General features: G+C 69.0%; 12 protein-coding genes. 4 read left to right on the top strand and 8 right to left on the bottom strand.

Features of this window, described 5'->3' with window-relative positions:
• Nucleotides 1-26 precede the first annotated feature (26 nt).
• From ACWH4W_RS11030 to ACWH4W_RS11000, 7 genes are all read right to left on the bottom strand, one after another.
• Entirely contained in the window at nt 27-1,175 is a 1,149-nt protein-coding gene (locus ACWH4W_RS11030; RefSeq protein ID WP_473075586.1) for an ABC transporter ATP-binding protein, read from the bottom strand.
• Nucleotides 1,168-2,226 carry an ABC transporter ATP-binding protein gene (locus ACWH4W_RS11025; protein WP_473075585.1) on the bottom strand — a complete coding sequence of 353 codons (1,059 nt, stop codon included), beginning with the start codon at nt 2,224-2,226 and terminating at the stop codon, nt 1,168-1,170. Before ACWH4W_RS11025 ends, ACWH4W_RS11030 begins: the two co-directional genes overlap by 8 nt.
• A 13-nt stretch (nt 2,227-2,239) precedes the next feature.
• Nucleotides 2,240-3,193 carry an ABC transporter permease gene (locus ACWH4W_RS11020; RefSeq protein WP_473075584.1) on the bottom strand — a complete coding sequence of 318 codons (954 nt, stop codon included), beginning with the start codon at nt 3,191-3,193 and terminating at the stop codon, nt 2,240-2,242.
• Complete coding sequence (locus tag ACWH4W_RS11015) at nt 3,186-4,115, bottom strand: ABC transporter permease (protein WP_473075583.1); 930 nt, start codon at nt 4,113-4,115, stop codon at nt 3,186-3,188. Before ACWH4W_RS11015 ends, ACWH4W_RS11020 begins: the two co-directional genes overlap by 8 nt.
• A gap of 136 nt (nt 4,116-4,251) precedes the next feature.
• Nucleotides 4,252-5,868, bottom strand: coding sequence for a peptide ABC transporter substrate-binding protein (locus tag ACWH4W_RS11010; RefSeq protein WP_473075582.1), 1,617 nt, complete (start codon nt 5,866-5,868; stop codon nt 4,252-4,254).
• Between the two features lie 675 nt (nt 5,869-6,543).
• A complete protein-coding gene (typA, locus tag ACWH4W_RS11005) occupies nt 6,544-8,460 on the bottom strand; it encodes a translational GTPase TypA (RefSeq protein ID WP_473075581.1) in 1,917 nt (638 codons plus the stop codon).
• 158 nt (nt 8,461-8,618) lie between these two features.
• Nucleotides 8,619-10,910: an ABC transporter family substrate-binding protein gene (locus ACWH4W_RS11000; protein ID WP_473075580.1), complete on the bottom strand. Its 2,292-nt coding sequence runs from the start codon at nt 10,908-10,910 to the stop codon at nt 8,619-8,621.
• A gap of 310 nt (nt 10,911-11,220) precedes the next feature.
• Here ACWH4W_RS11000 and ACWH4W_RS10995 point away from each other — a divergent pair, with 310 nt between their 5' ends.
• The 4 genes from ACWH4W_RS10995 (at nt 11,221) to ACWH4W_RS10980 (ending at nt 15,127) form a co-directional block, all read left to right on the top strand.
• Nucleotides 11,221-11,514, top strand: a complete 294-nt coding sequence (locus ACWH4W_RS10995; protein WP_365414909.1) for a hypothetical protein — start codon at nt 11,221-11,223, stop codon at nt 11,512-11,514.
• Between the two features lie 62 nt (nt 11,515-11,576).
• A complete protein-coding gene (locus tag ACWH4W_RS10990; protein WP_473075579.1) occupies nt 11,577-12,410 on the top strand; it encodes a hypothetical protein in 834 nt (277 codons plus the stop codon).
• Between the two features lie 15 nt (nt 12,411-12,425).
• Complete coding sequence (locus ACWH4W_RS10985) at nt 12,426-14,363, top strand: fumarate reductase/succinate dehydrogenase flavoprotein subunit (protein ID WP_473075578.1); 1,938 nt, start codon at nt 12,426-12,428, stop codon at nt 14,361-14,363.
• Nucleotides 14,360-15,127, top strand: coding sequence for a succinate dehydrogenase/fumarate reductase iron-sulfur subunit (locus tag ACWH4W_RS10980; RefSeq protein WP_473075577.1), 768 nt, complete (start codon nt 14,360-14,362; stop codon nt 15,125-15,127). The genes ACWH4W_RS10985 and ACWH4W_RS10980 overlap by 4 nt, the downstream gene beginning before the upstream one ends.
• A 4-nt stretch (nt 15,128-15,131) precedes the next feature.
• Here ACWH4W_RS10980 and ACWH4W_RS10975 read toward each other — a convergent pair whose 3' ends face one another.
• Entirely contained in the window at nt 15,132-16,253 is a 1,122-nt protein-coding gene (locus tag ACWH4W_RS10975) for a hypothetical protein (protein ID WP_473075576.1), read from the bottom strand.
• Nucleotides 16,254-16,272 lie beyond the last annotated feature (19 nt).

The following is a 16,272-nucleotide window of genomic DNA, read 5'->3' as shown; positions in this document are numbered from 1 at the left end:
GGAACCGGCCAGGGCACTGTGTCGGATCAGGCCGCGTGGACCACGTCCTTCTCCTCCGCGAAGTGGCACGCCGACTCATGGGCCGCCGGGGAATCGGTCGACTTGAAGCGCTCGGGGATCGCCAGCAGGGGCACCTCCTCGGCGCACTTCTCCTGGGCTTTCCAGCAGCGCGTCCGGAAACGGCAGCCCGAGGGCGGGTTGGCCGGGGAAGGAACGTCGCCGGTGAGGATGATCCGCTCGCGGTGCTCGCGAACCTCGGGGTCCGGGACCGGCACCGCGGAAAGGAGCGCCTGGGTGTACGGGTGAGTCGGGTGATCGTAGATCTGGGTGTCGGTACCGATTTCCGCGATCTTTCCCAGGTACATCACCCCCACCCGGTCGGAGATGTGACGGACGATCGACAGGTCGTGCGCGATGAAGATGTAGGAGAGGTTGAACTCGTCCTGCAGCCGCTCCATCAGGTTGATGACCTGTGCCTGGACCGAGACGTCCAGCGCGGAGACCGGCTCGTCGCAGATGATGATCTCGGGGTTCAGGGCCAGACCGCGCGCGATACCGATGCGCTGACGCTGACCGCCGGAGAACTGGTGCGGGTAACGGTTGATGTACTCGGGGTTCAGACCGACCACGTCGAGGAGTTCCTGCACGCGCTTGCGCCGGTCGCCCTTCGGCGCCACCTCGGGGTGGATGTCGAAGGGCTCACCGATGATGTCACCCACCGTCATACGGGGGTTGAGCGAGGTGTACGGGTCCTGGAAGACCATCTGGATGTTGCGGCGCACCGCCTTGAGCGCACGCCCCGACAGCCGGGTGACATCCTGGCCCTTGTAGAAGATCTCGCCGGCCGTGGCCGTCTCCAGCATCATCAGCAGCTTGGCCACCGTGGACTTGCCGCAACCGGACTCGCCCACGATGCCGAGAGTCTCGCCCTGATACAGGTCGAAGCTGATTCCGTCGACAGCCTTGACCGCACCGACCTGCTTCTTGAACAGGACGCCCCGGGTCAGCGGGAAGTGCTTGACCAGGTTGCGTACCTGAAGGATCGGCTCACCCCGCTCGACGGGGGCGTCGAGCGCGGCGACCGCCTCCGACTCGACGGCCGCTTCCACCACCTCGACGTCGGAGACGTTCGGAGTGGCGTCCGCCGGCTCGTTGCTCTTGCTCAGCTCAGCCATGGATCGTCTCCTTCCAGAAGTGGCAGGCACTGCCGCGCCCGGCCAGTTCGCCGCCGTCCCGCTCGGTCACCGGGAACAGCGGTGGGACGTCCGTGCGGCAGACGTCCTGGGCCATCGGGCAACGCGGGTTGAAAGCGCAACCACTCGGAATCCGGGTGAGGTTGGGCGGCAGGCCCTTGATCGCGTACAGCTCCTGGCCCTTCTGGTCCAGGCGCGGGATCGAGTCGAGCAGGCCCTTGGTGTAAGGGTGGGCCGGACGCTTGTACAACTCGTGCACGGGCGCGGTCTCGACGATCCGGCCCGCGTACATCACAGCGATCTTGTCCGCCACGTCGGCGACGACGCCGAGATCGTGGGTGATCAGGATCAGACCCATGTGGTACTCGCGTTGGAGCTCGGCGAGCAGATCCATGACCTGGGCCTGGACCGTCACGTCGAGTGCGGTGGTGGGCTCGTCCGCGATGATCAGGTCCGGCTCCAGAGCGAGCGCCATCGCGATCATGATGCGCTGACGCATACCGCCGGAGAACTGGTGGGGGTAGTCGTTGACCCGCGCCGCGGCAGCAGGGATCTTGACCTTGTCCATCAGCTCGATGGCCTTGGCCTTGGCGTCCTTCTTGGACATGCCCAGGTGCACGCGGAACATCTCGCCGAGCTGGTAGCCCACGGAGAGCACCGGGTTGAGTGAGGAGAGCGCGTCCTGGAAGATCATGGCGATCTTCCGGCCCCGGATCCTGCGCCGCTCCTCACCCGACATCTTGAGCATGTCCTGCCCGCGGAAGAGGATCTCTCCCTTGGAGACATGGCCCGGCGGCATGTCCAGGATCCCCATGATCGTCTGCGCGGTCACGGACTTGCCGGAGCCCGACTCGCCGAGTACGGCGAGGGTCTCGCCGGCGCTGACGGTGTAGTTGACACCGTTCACGGCCTTGGCGACGCCGTCCCGGGTCCTGAACTCCACATGCAGGTCACGGACTTCGAGCAGCGGTCCGGCGTAGTCGTCCGAGCCGTCGAGGTCGAGGACGCCGGACGATGTGTCGATGGTGGTCACGTGTACGCCTCCCTCAGCGCAGCTTGGGGTCGAGGGCGTTGCGTACCGCATCGCCGAACATAAGGAACGAGAGCACCGTGATCGAGACCATCACCGAGGGAATGATCAGAGTGTGCGGAGCGATACGGAGTTGCTCACGCCCTCGCGCCACGTCGCCGCCCCAGGACACCGCGGTGTCACCGAGACCCACGCCCAGGAAGGACAGGGTCGCCTCGGCCGCGATGTAACCGCCGAGCGCGATGGTCGCCACGACGATGATGGGCGCGAGCGCGTTGGGCAGGACGTGACGGATCAGGATGCGGGAGGTCGACGCCCCCAGTGCCTTGGCCGCCACCACGTAGTCGGCCTGCTTGATGGTGATCACCGAGCCGCGGGCGACACGGGCGATCTGCGTCCACCCCAGGAAGGCGAGGGCCAGGATGACGACGATGACGGTGCGGTCCGTGAACGAGTTCAGCACCACCAGGGCGCCGAGCAGGAACGGGATGCCCAGGAAGATGTCGGTCATCCGCGAGAGCAGCGCGTCGACCCAGCCGCCGAAGTAGCCGGCCACCATGCCGATGACGGTGCCGAGAACCGTGACGCAGACGGTCACCCCGAGGCCGACGGCGATGGACGCACGGGCGCCGTACACCACCCGCGCGTAGATCGACCGCCCCTGGACGTCGTAGCCCAGCCAGTCGGGGGCGAAGAAGTGGCCCCAGTTCGGCTTGCCCAGGTAGTGCTTGGCCAGGTCGGCGTCACGCGGCGAAGCGCTGGTGAACAGGCCCGGCCAGATCGCCATCACCAGCAGGAACACGATCAGGACGCTCGATATGAGGAACAGCGGGTTGCGCCGCAGATCGTGCCAGGCGTCGGACCAGAGGCTGCGCGCCTTGGCCGGAGCGGGTCCGGCGTCCGTGGGCACGACGGCGGCGATCGGCTCGCCGGTCGCGGTCGCGACCTTTTCAGCGGTCTTGTCAGGCATACCGGATCCTCGGGTCCAGGACCGCGTAGAGCAGGTCGACGATCAAGCTGGCAACGAGGTAGACGAGCACCATCAGCGACGCGATGCCCACGACCGTGGCACCCTCCCGCCTGGTGAGCGCCTCGTAAATCTCGATACCGATACCTCGCACGTTGAAGATGCCCTCGGTCACGATGGCGCCGGTCATCAAGCTGCCGATCTCGATACCGAGGAAGGTGACCACGGGGATCAGCGAATTGCGCATCAGGTGGACGCCGATGATGCGGCGGCGAGGCAGGCCCTTGGCCACGGCGGTACGGATGTAGTCGGAGCGGAGGTTCTCCGCGATCGACGTGCGGGTCAACCGGGCGACGTACGCGAGCGACAGCGACGCCAGCACGGTGGCGGGGAGCGCGAGCTGGGAGAAGTTCATCGAGTCCGTCACCGTGGGGGTGGTGACGGACCACTTGAAGGCGAGCAGGTACTGCAGCAGGAAGCCCAGCACGAAGGACGGCATCGAGACGAGCACCAGCGTCAGGGTGAGCAGTCCACGGTCGCGCAGCGTGTCCGGCTTCAGACCGGCCACGACACCGAGACCGATGCCCACCAGCGCGACGAAGGTGAAAGCGAAGATCGTCAGCCGGATCGTCACCGGGAACGCGTCCGCGATGATGTCCGCGATCGGTCGCTGGCTGGCGATCTGGGTGCCGAAGTCACCCTGGAGCAGCCCCGTCATGTAGTTCACGTACTGCTGGATGAGCGGCTGATCCAGTCCGAGGTCCTTCTTGATGTTCGCGACCACCGTCGGGTCGTATGCCTGATCCCCCATCATCGCCCGGACGGGATCCCCGGGCAGGGCGTACATCATGCAGAAGATGAGCAAAGTCGACCCGATGAACACCGGGATCATCTGGAGCAGTCGTCGTGCGACATAGCGCCCCATAGGTGCCTCCGTGAGGGGTTACTACAGGTACCGGGGCCGCCTCCTGATCCAGGGGGCGGCCCCGTGCAACCTTCCACCGCGCCTCGCGGCGGCGGTGGGTCAACGGCCAAGTTGGGGATGAGACCCAGGGGCTCGACTACTTCGTCGTGACGGCCCAGACCTCGAGGTCACCGTGGAAGTCGACGTTGACGTTGTCGACGTTCTTACCGTGACCACCGTTGATGCGGTAGTACCAGAGCGGAATGGCCGGCATGTGCTCGACCAGCTTCTTTTCGACCTCCTGGAAGGCCTTCACCGACTCGTCGAGGGTCTTGGCCTGGTCGGCCTTGTTCATCAGCGTGTCGATCTCCTTGTTGGAGAAGCGACCGTTGTTGGCCTCGGCGGTGGTGTGGTAGAGCTCCTTCATGAAGTTGGCGTTGATCGGGTAGTCGGCGACCCAGCCGCCGCGGTACATGCCCTTCACCTGGTCGTTGTCACGGGCCTCGAGGTCCGTGGCGAAGTCGGGCTTGGGGTCACCGACGCAGTCGACGCCCGTGGCCTTGCGGATGGACTCGCAGACGGCGGTCACCCACTCCTTGTGCCCACCGTCAGTGTTGTACTGAATGGTGAACTTGTTGCCCGGAACGCCGCCGCCCTCCTTGATGAGCTGCTTGGCCTTCTCCGGGTTGTACGTGAAGACGTCGGTGTCCAGGTTTTGGAAGCCCTTGACTCCCGGCGGCGTGAAACCCTTGGCCGGCGTACGGGTGTTGTTCAGAACCGTCTTGGTGATCGTCTCGCGGTCGATCGCCATCGACAGGCCCTGCAGGACCTTCGGGTCGATGTCCTTGAAGGTCTTCGAGTAGAACGCCGGGTTCAGCGACTGGATGGCCGCGTACGGCTGCTCGATGGCCCCGTCACCCAGGTCCTGCTTGTACTTCGGCAGGTCCGTCGGGCCGACCTGGCGGATCATGTCCAGGTTGCCGGAGACGACGTCCTTGTAGGCGGCCTCGAGCGTCGTGTAGGCCTTGAACTGGACGCCCTTGTTCTTGGCCTTGTTCGAGCCCTGGTACTCGTCCCAGGCCTTGACCTGGATGAGCTTCTTGTGGTCCCACTTCTCGAAGGTGTAGGGACCGTTGCCGATCGGCTTCTGGCCGAAGGCCTTCGGGTCGTCGTGGAAGACCTTGGGCAGCGGCGCCCAGGTCGCGTAGCCCAGCTTGTAGTTGAAGTACGGCATCGTGTACTTCAGCTCGATCGTGAAGGTGTGGTCGTCCACGGCCTTCAGACCGGACATGGCGTCGGCCTTCGGCTCACCCTTCGCCGGGTGGACGTCGTCGTAGCCCTTGATGTCCTGGAACCAGAAGGCGTTCTGCTGGTTGTTCTTGATGTTGGCGTTCCAGTTCCAGGCGTCGATGTACGACTTGGAGGTGACGTCCTCGCCGTTGTGGAACTTCCAGCCCTTCTTGAGCTTGACCGTCCAGGTCTTCGAGTCCTCGGTGGTGATCGACTCGGCGTTCATGTAGACGATTTCGCCCTTGGCGTCGAAATCGATCAGCGGGGTGAACAGGGACTGGATGACATACGCGCCGTTGGTCTCGTTGGTGTCTGACGGGATCAGCGGCTTCTGCGGCTCGCCCACGTCGATCGAGACATAGCCCTCAGGGCCCGAGCCCTTGCTCTTGCCCTCGCTGCCACCGTCGCCGCCGCCGCAGGCGGTGGCGGCCAGGGCGACCACTATCGCCCCCGCGACCCACTTGGCGCTCCTGGCACCGCGCATGGGTTCCTCCTCATGAGTCCATTGGTTCACCACAAAGAAGAGCACGCGACGCGTCACCGTCCACCGCCCGTCGCCGGTGTCCGAGATCATCAGGTGCCCCGCGCTCGTAAGTCGGCGCCGTCAGCGCATGACCTGTTCAGCCGAGCTCTACGCGCCTAACTATCTGCCATGCGCCACGACTGAGCCACACCCCCGAGGTTTCGGTTCGATCACAGCTGTGTCCTACATCTTCCAAAATCCGGACAAACGGTTTGGCGAAAGATCCCTGCGAAACGGACTTGTTACACATCTACCGGTGACCGGTGTCCGCATGTCGGACGTTCCGCCGGGAAAACCGATGGCGCCGGACTGCCCGGCGTGCAGGGTGCCCCTGAGGGGCGACCGGGCGCTGAGCCCGCCGAGCCGGCGCGACCACGGTGGCGGGCCTCGCCGACCGGGAACCTCCGGGCGCGGACGCGCCGTTCCGGGAGCAGGGTAGTGCGTATACGAGCCGATTCGGCCTGATCAGCTCGTCATCAAGGGTTTTCCCTATCCTCCTCCCGTCGCCTTCCCGTACCCGGACCGCCCTGCCCGGGGCAGTGCGGCGGGGCCTCGCTTCGTGCCCGGTCCGGGTACGCGAACGGCACCGGACCCCCCTCGCCGGGGTGTCCGGTGCCGTGTACCGGTGCGGTGGCGTCAGCCGTGTTTGGCGCGGCTCGCGGCGCGGGCGCGCTCGCGGGCGTCCAGGTTCACCTTGCGGATGCGGACGGCCTCCGGGGTGACCTCCACGCACTCGTCGTCACGGCAGAACTCCAGGGACTGCTCCAGCGACAGCTTGCGCGGCGGCACGATCGACTCGGCCACGTCGGCCGTGGACGACCGCATGTTGGTGAGCTTCTTCTCCTTGGTGATGTTGACGTCCATGTCGTCGGAGCGGGAGTTCTCACCGACGATCATGCCCTCGTACACCTCGGTGCCGGGCTCGACGAAGAGCACGCCGCGCTCCTGCAGGTTGGTCATCGCGAACGCGGTGACCGCACCGGCGCGGTCGGCGACCAGCGAGCCGTTGTTGCGGGTGGTCAGCGTGCCGAACCAGGGCTCGTGGCCCTCGTGGATGGAGTGGGCGATGCCGGTGCCGCGGGTCTGGGTCAGGAACTCGGTACGGAAGCCGATCAGACCGCGGGAGGGGACCACGAACTCCATGCGCACCCAGCCGGAGCCGTGGTTGGACATGTTGTCCATGCGGCCCTTGCGGACGCCCATGAGCTGCGTGACCGCGCCCATGTGCTCCTCGGGGACGTCGATGGTCATGCGCTCGACCGGCTCGTAGACCTTGCCGTCGACCTCCTTGGTGACCACCTGCGGCTTGCCGATGGTGAGCTCGAAGCCCTCACGGCGCATCTGCTCGACCAGGATGGCCAGCGCCAGCTCGCCGCGGCCCTGCACCTCCCAGGCGTCGGGGCGGTCGGTCTCCAGGACGCGGAGCGAGACGTTGCCGATCAGTTCGCGGTCCAGGCGGTCCTTGACCTGGCGGGCGGTGACCTTGCGGTCCTTGACGGCCGCCTTGTTGTCGGCGCCCTTGCCGGTGCCGCCGCGGCCGACCAGCGGGGAGGTGTTGGTGCCGATGGTCATGGAGATCGCCGGCTCGTCGACCGTGATCAGGGGCAGGGCGACCGGGTTCTCCGGGTCGGCCAGCGTCTCGCCGATCATGATGTCGGGGATGCCCGCGACCGCGCAGATGTCACCGGGGCCGGCCTTCTCGGCCGGCTTGCGGGTGAGCGCCTCGGTCATCATCAGCTCGGAGATGCGGACGTTCTGCACGGAGCCGTCACGCTTCATCCAGGCGACGGTCTGCCCCTTCTTCAGCTCGCCCTGGTGGACGCGGAGCAGGGCGATGCGGCCGAGGAAGTTGTCGGCGTCGAGGTTGGTGACGTGGGCCTGGAGCGGGGCGCCCTCCTCGTAGGTGGGGGCGGGGATGTGCTCGAGGATCGTCGAGAAGAACGGCTCGAGGGAGTCGGAGTCGGCGGGGACCGTGCCGTCCTCGGGCTTGGTCAGCGAAGCGACGCCGTCACGGCCGCAGGCGTAGACGATCGGGAACTCGATCTGCTCCTCGTCGGCGTCCAGGTCGAGGAAGAGGTCGTAGGTCTCGTTGACGACCTCGTCGATGCGGGCGTCGGGCCGGTCCGTCTTGTTGATGCAGAGGATGATCGGCAGCCGCTGCTGCAGCGCCTTGCGCAGCACGAAGCGGGTCTGCGGCAGCGGGCCCTCGGAGGCGTCCACCAGCAGCACGACGCCGTCGACCATCGACAGACCGCGCTCGACCTCGCCGCCGAAGTCGGCGTGGCCGGGGGTGTCGATGATGTTGATCGTGATGGGCTCCCCGCCGTCCTTGGGGTGGTACTTCACCGCCGTGTTCTTGGCGAGGATCGTGATGCCCTTCTCACGCTCCAGGTCGTTCGAGTCCATCATGCGGTCGTCGACCTGGTCGAGCTGGTGGGCGGCGAAGGCGCCGGCCTGCTTGAGCATGCCGTCGACGATGGTGGTCTTGCCGTGGTCGACATGGGCGACGATGGCGACGTTGCGGATGTCGTGACGCGTTGCGGACGGTGCCATGAAAGGCGTATCTCCCGGAGTGCTGAGGAAGGCCCTGCACGAGAAGCTCTGGCGAGCGGGGGCCCTGCCGGGCTGAACACGCCACGGCCTCACCCTATGGTACGGCCCCGCGGCGGCTATGGCTCGCGGCCGGCGCCGCCAGGGTCGCTCCCGGGGCCTCAGTCCTCCGTGCCGGCCTCGTCGTTCCCCGCCCCCGGCGACCCCTCGGCCCCCTGCGCCGACTTCTTCAGGAAGCCCATGTCCTCGTAGACCGGGGTGGCGAAGCCGAAGGCGCCGGCGTTGGCGAGGTTCTCGCGGGCCGCGACGAGCTGCGGGCGCTGGTAGAGGGGGATGGAGCCGGCCGCCGCCCAGATCCGGGAGTCGGCCTTGCGGATCAGGTCGCGCCGCTCGGCGTCGTCGAGGGTGGCGACGGCCTGGTCGAAGAGCTGGTCCACCTGGTCGGTGCCGACGCGGGTCCAGTTCTGCTCCACGTTCAGCGAGCCGTCGGCGGCCGGGACCGGCTTGGAGTAGACGGGGCGGGCGTCGGTGGCGGGGAAGGCGGTCGCGGGCCAGGAGTACAGGGCCAGGTCGAAGTCGCCGGACGCGATGTGGTCCTTGAAGTAGCTGTCGTCGTCGACCTTGGAGATGTCGGTGCGGACGCCGATCCTCTCCAGCATCGTCGCGATCCGGCCGGCCACGGTCTCCAGCGTCTGCGAGCCGGGCCCCGACGGGAGCACGAACCGCAGCACGAGCGCCTTGCCGTCCTTGGCGACCGGGGCCGTGTCCGCGCGGGCCGGGGCCGCGGTGCCCTGGGGGGCGTAGGCGCCGGCGGGGGCGCCGCCGCTCTGCTTCAGCGTGCCGGCGCCGGTGTCCGGGTCGTGCGAGGCCTTGCCGTCGCCGTGGTTCTTCCCGTCGTCCTCGCCGACGATGTACGTGCCGTCGTCGCCGTCTCCCGAGTTCTCCGAGTCCCCGGATTCGTCCGAGTCCCCGGAGTCCCCGGAGTCCCCGGAGTCGTCCGCCTCGGAGCCGGCCGCCTTCTCCCCCTCGTCCTTCTTCTCGTCCTCGTCCTTCTTCTCCCCCGCGTCCTCCTCCTTCTCCTTCTCCTTCTCCTCCTTCACCGGACCGCCCGGCACCCATCCGGCGTCCGAGAGCAGGGCCCTGGCCTCCTTGGCGTCCGGCGTGCCGAGGGCGCCGCTGCCGTCGGCGTAGGCGGCCTGGCCGGGCAGCGCCAAGTGGCTGCCGACGGGCTCGGCGGGCAGGCCGAGCGGCTTCAGCACGGTCCCGGCGAGGTCCTCACGGTCCAGGGCGCGGGCCACGGCCCGGCGGACCCGCTCGTCGGAGAGGGGTCCCTCGGCGCCGTTGAGGGCGAGCTGGGTGTAGGCGGGCTCCAGTGACGTGCGCACCTCGAAGCCGCCGAGCGCCTTCTGCTGCCGGGCGTACTTCTCGGCCTTCTTGCGCAGCTTCTCGCGGGCGGAGATCTCCTCGTCGGCGGCGTCCTCGTCGGAGCCGTGGGCGACCGCCCAGGAGCGCAGCGCGTCCGCGGCGGAGCGGTCGACCTCGGGGCCCGTCAGGGGGGTGCCGCCGTCCTGCGGCAGGGCGGCGGCCGTGATGCGGCGGGCGGCCTCGGGGCCGATCTCGGCCAGGTCGAGGGTGCCGTCGCTGAGCGCGGAGACGCGCTTGTCGTGCGGCACGGCGCGCAGCACGATCTTCTTCAGCATGGCCGGGCTGCCCCACCAGCGCGGATTGCGGGCGAGGACGACCTCGTCCTCCTCGGTGTCCACCTCGTCCACCGTGAACGGTCCGGCGGTGACCTTCAGCTTCTTGCGCGCCCCGTCGTTGAAGGAGTCCGGGGTGCCCATGACCTCCTTGGGGTAGAGCGGGGTGAACAGCGACTTCCAGTCGGCGTAGCGGCGGCTGAAGGTGACCTTGACCTCGAGGTCGTTCGCGCCGCGCTCGACCTTCTCGATGCGGTCGTAGCCGGCGTTGCGGGCGGTCCAGTAGGCGGTGTCCTTGCCGGACAGGGCGCGCCACTGCGCGGCGAAGTCGGCGGCGCCGATCTCCCGGCCGTCGCTCCAGACGGCCTGCTGGGCGAGCCGGTAGACGACCACCTGCTTGGGCTCGGTGTCGACGACCTCGGCGGAGGCCAGGTAGTCGGGGTTGCGCACGGTCCGGCCCCGGCCGTCCGTGCGGTACATCGACGGCAGCACGGCCTCGGCGATCCGGGCGGTGGTGGTGTCGGCGTCGGCCTGGAAGGTGTTCAGGGTGTCCGGGACGGTGTCCACGGCCCAGCGCAGGGTCCCGCCGTCGGCGATGTCCGACCGGTTGGCGGCCGCGACGTCCGCGCCCGCGAGCGGCTTGCCCGCGGGGTCCTCGGAACCGCACCCGGCGAGGGCGGGCACGGTGAGCACGCCGGCGGTGAGGAAGGCGACCGAACGCAGGACCGCGCGCGGTCCGATGCCGTCGTGGGACATCTCTGGATACCTCCGGAAAGCCGCGGGCACGGTGATCACACGTGATATGGGGTGTTCATCCGATGTATGCGGCCCACTGAAGAGGAAAGGGTTCTGCATTCCCGGGCGACACGGCGGCCGGGGACCGCGCGCCACCCGTGCGGCGCAACGCACCCGGCGGGACACGGCCGCGCACCGGACGATGCACCCATGGGCCTCGGCCAATCGATGCACATCCCTTCACAGCGCAAGGTGTGACGCGCGACACTCTCAGGCGCATGACCGTTGCACCGCCTTGGGCCTGAAGGACCCGTGGAAGTGAGGTCACGTCATGTCCGTGCACGATGAACTGACGACCGTCCAGCGCTGCCTCGACGACCTGGTCAGGTCGGTGGGGCGGCTGGAGAAGCAGCTGGGCGGCGGCGGTCTGGAGATCCGCCGCGTCCGCTCCGACACCAACCACCTGCGCGAGAGCCTCGCGCTGCTCCGGGAGACCGCCGTCGCCGCGGCGGGCCCGGCCGAGCGGCTCGACCTCGTGACCATCTCCGACACCCCCTACGACCCGTCGCTGTGGGTGGACACCGACGACGAGGGTCTCGGCGCCCGCGACCGCCGCGCCCCCTGACCCCGCCCGACCGCCGCCCCCCGCCGAGACCGGCGCCCCCGACCCCTACCGGAGTGGACGACGTGGCCACTGGTACGGAACCCCCCGCGACCGAACCCGAGCGCCGCGGCGGCGTGAGATCCGGCACGCGCGCCGCGATCTCCGCCCCGCACCTGCGGACCGACCGCTGGTGGCTGGCCCCGGCCGCCACCGCGGCCGGGCTGCTCGCCTTCGTCGTCTACTCGACCTGGCGGGCGCTCTCCCATGCCGACTACTACGCGGCGCCGTACGTGTCGCCGTTCTACTCACCGTGCCTGGCGGAGAACTGCGAGCCGATGCGCGGCGGCCCGAACTGGGAGCTGTTCGGCGGCTGGTGGGGCCTCTCGCCGGCGGTCATCATCCTGATCTTCCCGCTCGGCTTCCGGCTGACCTGCTACTACTACCGCAAGGCCTACTACCGCAGCTTCTGGGCGTCCCCGCCGGCCTGCGCGGTCGCCGAACCGCACACGAAGTACACCGGCGAGACCCGCTTCCCGCTGATCCTGCAGAACGTCCACCGGTACTTCTTCTACGCCGCGCTGCTGGTCGCGCTCGTCCTGACCTACGACACGGTGCTGGCCTTCCGGGACGAGGACTACGCCTGGGGTCACATGGGCCTCGGCACGCTCGTCTTCCTGGTCAACATCGTGCTGATCTGGCTGTACACGCTCTCCTGCCACTCCTGCCGGCACATCGTCGGCGGGAAGCTCAAGCACTTCTCGAAGCATCCGGTGCGCTACCGGATGTGGCAGTGGGTGAGCCGGCTGAACGCCCGGCACATGCAGCTCGCCTGGGCCTCGCTGGTCAGCGTGGCGCTCGCCGACCTCTACGTCTATCTCCTCGCGTCCGGTGTCTTCGACGATCCGCGCTTCTTCTAGCTGGGGGCCTTGCCTATGTCCGTGGTCGACCGACAGGAGTGGGACGTCGTCGTGGTCGGGGCCGGCGGCGCGGGCCTGCGCGCCGCGATCGAGGCGCGCGAGCGGGGCGCCCGTACGGCCGTGATCTGCAAGTCGCTGTTCGGCAAGGCGCACACCGTGATGGCCGAGGGCGGCATCGCGGCGGCGATGGGCAACGTCAACTCCGGCGACAACTGGCAGGTGCACTTCCGCGACACCATGCGCGGCGGGAAGTTCCTCAACCAGTGGCGGATGGCGGAGCTGCACGCCCAGGAGGCGCCCGCGCGGGTGTGGGAGCTGGAGACCTGGGGCGCGCTGTTCGACCGGACCGAGGACGGGCGGATCTCCCAGCGCAACTTCGGCGGCCACGAGTACCCGCGCCTGGCGCACGTCGGCGACCGCACCGGCCTGGAACTGATCCGCACCCTCCAGCAGAAGATCGTCGCGCTCCAGCAGGAGGACTTCGCCGAGACCGGCGACCACGAGTCCCGGCTGAAGGTCTTCCAGGAGTGCACGGTCACCCGGGTGCTGAAGGACGGCGACCAGGTCAGCGGCGTCTTCGGCTACGCACGCGAGTCCGGCCGCTTCTTCGTCCTCCAGGCGCCCGCGGTGGTGATCGCCACCGGCGGCATCGGCAAGTCCTTCAAGGTCACGTCGAACTCGTGGGAGTACACCGGCGACGGGCACGCGCTGGCGCTGCTCGCGGGCGCGCCGCTGCTGAACATGGAGTTCGTGCAGTTCCACCCGACGGGGATGGTCTGGCCGCCGTCGGTGAAGGGCATCCTGGTCACCGAGTCGGTGCGCGGGGACGGCGGGGTGCTGCGCAACTCCGAGGGCAAGCGGTTCATGTTCGACTACGTCCCGGACGTCTTCAAGGACAAGTACGCGGAGTCCGAGGAGGAGGCCGACCGCTGGTACGACGACCCGGACCACCACCGCCGCCCGCCCGAGCTGCTCCCCCGCGACGAGGTGGCCCGCGCCATCAACGCCGAGGTCAAGGCGGGCCGCGGCTCCCCGCACGGCGGGGTCTTCCTGGACGTGTCCAGCCGGATGCCCGCGGAGGTCATCAAGCGCCGGCTGCCGTCGATGTACCACCAGTTCAAGGAGCTGGCGGACGTCGACATCACGGCCGGGCCGATGGAGGTCGGGCCGACCTGCCACTACGTGATGGGCGGCATCGCCGTCGACTCCGACTCGGCGGCGGCGCGCGGGGTGCCGGGGCTGTTCGCGGCCGGTGAGGTCGCGGGCGGCATGCACGGCTCCAACCGGCTCGGCGGCAACTCGCTGTCCGACCTGCTGGTCTTCGGCCGCCGGGCCGGCCGGTACGCGGCGGACCACGCGAGCGCCCGGGCCGGGGCGCGGCCCCGCGCGGACGACGCCCAGGTGGACGCGGCGGCGGCCGAGGCGCTGCGGCCGTTCTCGGCGGAGGGCGGGGAGGCGGTGGACGACGGCCCGCCCGAGAACCCGTACACGCTGCACCAGGAACTCCAGCAGACGATGAACGACCTGGTCGGCATCATCCGCCGGGAGCACGAGATGCGGCAGGCGCTGGAGAAGCTCGCCGAGCTGCGGGCCCGGGCCCGTCGCGCGGGCGTGGAGGGCCACCGGCAGTTCAACCCGGGCTGGCACCTGGCGCTGGACCTGCGGAACATGCTGCTGGTCAGCGAGTGCGTGGCCCGGGCGGCGCTGGAGCGCACCGAGTCGCGCGGCGGCCACACCCGGGAGGACCACGCCGCCATGGACCGCGCCTGGCGCAACGTGAACCTGCTGTGCACGCTGACCGACCCCACGGGCGGGCTCGCCGCCACCGACGCGGTACGCGGGCAGATCACCCTCACCCGCGAGACCACCGAACCCATCCGCCCCGACCTGCTCGCCCTCTTCGAGAAGGACGAGCTGGTCAAGTACCTGGCCGAAGAGGAGCTCTACGAGTGAGCAGCTACGAGGCCCGCTTCGAGGTGTGGCGGGGGGACGTCGACGGAGGCGGCCTGGAGGACTTCCGGGTCGAGGTGAACGACGGCGAGGTGGTCCTCGACATCATCCACCGCCTCCAGGCCACCCAGGCCCCCGACCTCGCCGTGCGCTGGAACTGCAAGGCCGGGAAGTGCGGTTCGTGCTCGGCGGAGATCAACGGGCGCCCCCGGCTGCTGTGCATGACCCGCATGTCGGTGTTCGGCCGGGACGAGACGGTCACCGTGACGCCGCTGCGGGCGTTCCCGGTGATCCGGGACCTGGTGACGGACGTCGGTTACAACTACACCAAGGCGCGGCAGGTGCCGGCGTTCGTGCCGCCGGCCGGGCTCGGTCCGGGCGAGTACCGGATGAAGCAGGAGGACGTGGACCGCCCGCAGGAGTTCCGCAAGTGCATCGAGTGCTTCCTGTGCCAGGACACCTGCCACGTCGTCCGCGACCACGAGGAGAACAAGCGGGCGTTCGCCGGTCCCCGCTTCCTGATGCGGGTGGCGGAGCTGGACATGCATCCGCTGGACGCGGCCGAGGAGGCCGGCCTGGACCGCGGGCGCACGGCCCAGGACGAACACGGCCTCGGCTACTGCAACATCACCAAGTGCTGCACGGAGGTCTGCCCCGAGGGCATCAAGATCACGGACAACGCGCTGATCCCGCTGAAGGAACGGGCGGTGGACCGCAAGTACGACCCGCTCGTGTGGCTGGGCGACCGGATCCGCCGCCGGTCCTAGCAGGTCAGCGGAGCCAGCCGTCCTCGAACTCCTTCCAGTTGGTCTCCGTCGCCGCGAAGTCGATGTAGGGGGCGAGGCCGAAGAGCTTCCGGTCGGGGTCCGTGCGGGACAGGCCGAGGCGGGCGCCCCGGACGGCGGCGGCGACGGTCTCGGCGTGGCCCCAGTGGCTGGGGTTGTTCTCGTAGTAGAAGGGCAGGCCCATCAGCAGGTGGGTGGTGGGCGGGGTGACCTCCAGGGCGAGCGAGGTCTGCTGGGCCACGTATCCGCCGTAGGTGCTCTCGAAGGGGCGCGCGGTGTCGTACGACATCACGGCGATCTGGTCGACGCGCCGGGCCACCTGGCCGAAGAACTCCTGCGACCACCACTTGGGGTGGTCGGCGAAGAATCCGGCGACGGTGTGCAGGTGCGGGAGCGGGTCGATCTGGTGCGCGGCGACGGACAGTGTCGCGTCCCGGTCCCGGGTGAGTCTCCGCAGGTCGTCCAGCAGGTCCAGGTAGTCCTGGTCGTCGGAGTGCAGCGGCTCCAGGTCGAGGTGGACGCCCTCGTAGCCGGCGTCGAGGACCTGGCCGGCGCTGCGCACCACCTCGGCGCGGGTGGCGGCGTCGCTCAGCTCCAGGCCGTCGGGACCGCCGTTGGCGAGGACGTCCCCGAGGAACGCCTGGACCCGGACGCCGGGCAGTTCCCGGTGCACCGCGCCGATGAACCAGCGGGCGCGCGGATACGCCGACTCCGGCAGCGTGCCGTCGTGCTCCAGCGGACCGGAGTGGACGTACAGGTCCCGGATGCCGGTGTCCTTCAGACGGCGGGCGAGGCCGGTGACGTCGGCGTCCTTCTTGCGTCCGTCGACCCAGGCGTGGCCGAGCCACATGGCGTCCCGGTCGCGGGTGCGGGTGCCGTCCGCCGGGTCGCCCGTGTAGTTGACCCGCAGCGCGGTCTCGATGGCGAGGAGCGGCACGATCAGCGCCAGGGCGAGCACCAGGGCGGTGCGCCCGACCCGCCGCACCCAGGGTCTGCGGCGGCGTTTCTCCTCGGGCGCGGGATCGGGAGAGGACTCAGGCGAGGACTCGGGCGCGGACTCCGTGCCGCTCTCGCCGGGTGTCCCGTCCCGCGGCTCCGTGTGCTCCATGCCGCCGTTCCCCTCGTCG

This window comes from Streptomyces sp. DSM 120436 (genome assembly GCF_055778765.1).
Note: the sequence above shows the minus strand (reverse complement) of the source record. Positions and strands in the feature narration are given on the sequence as shown.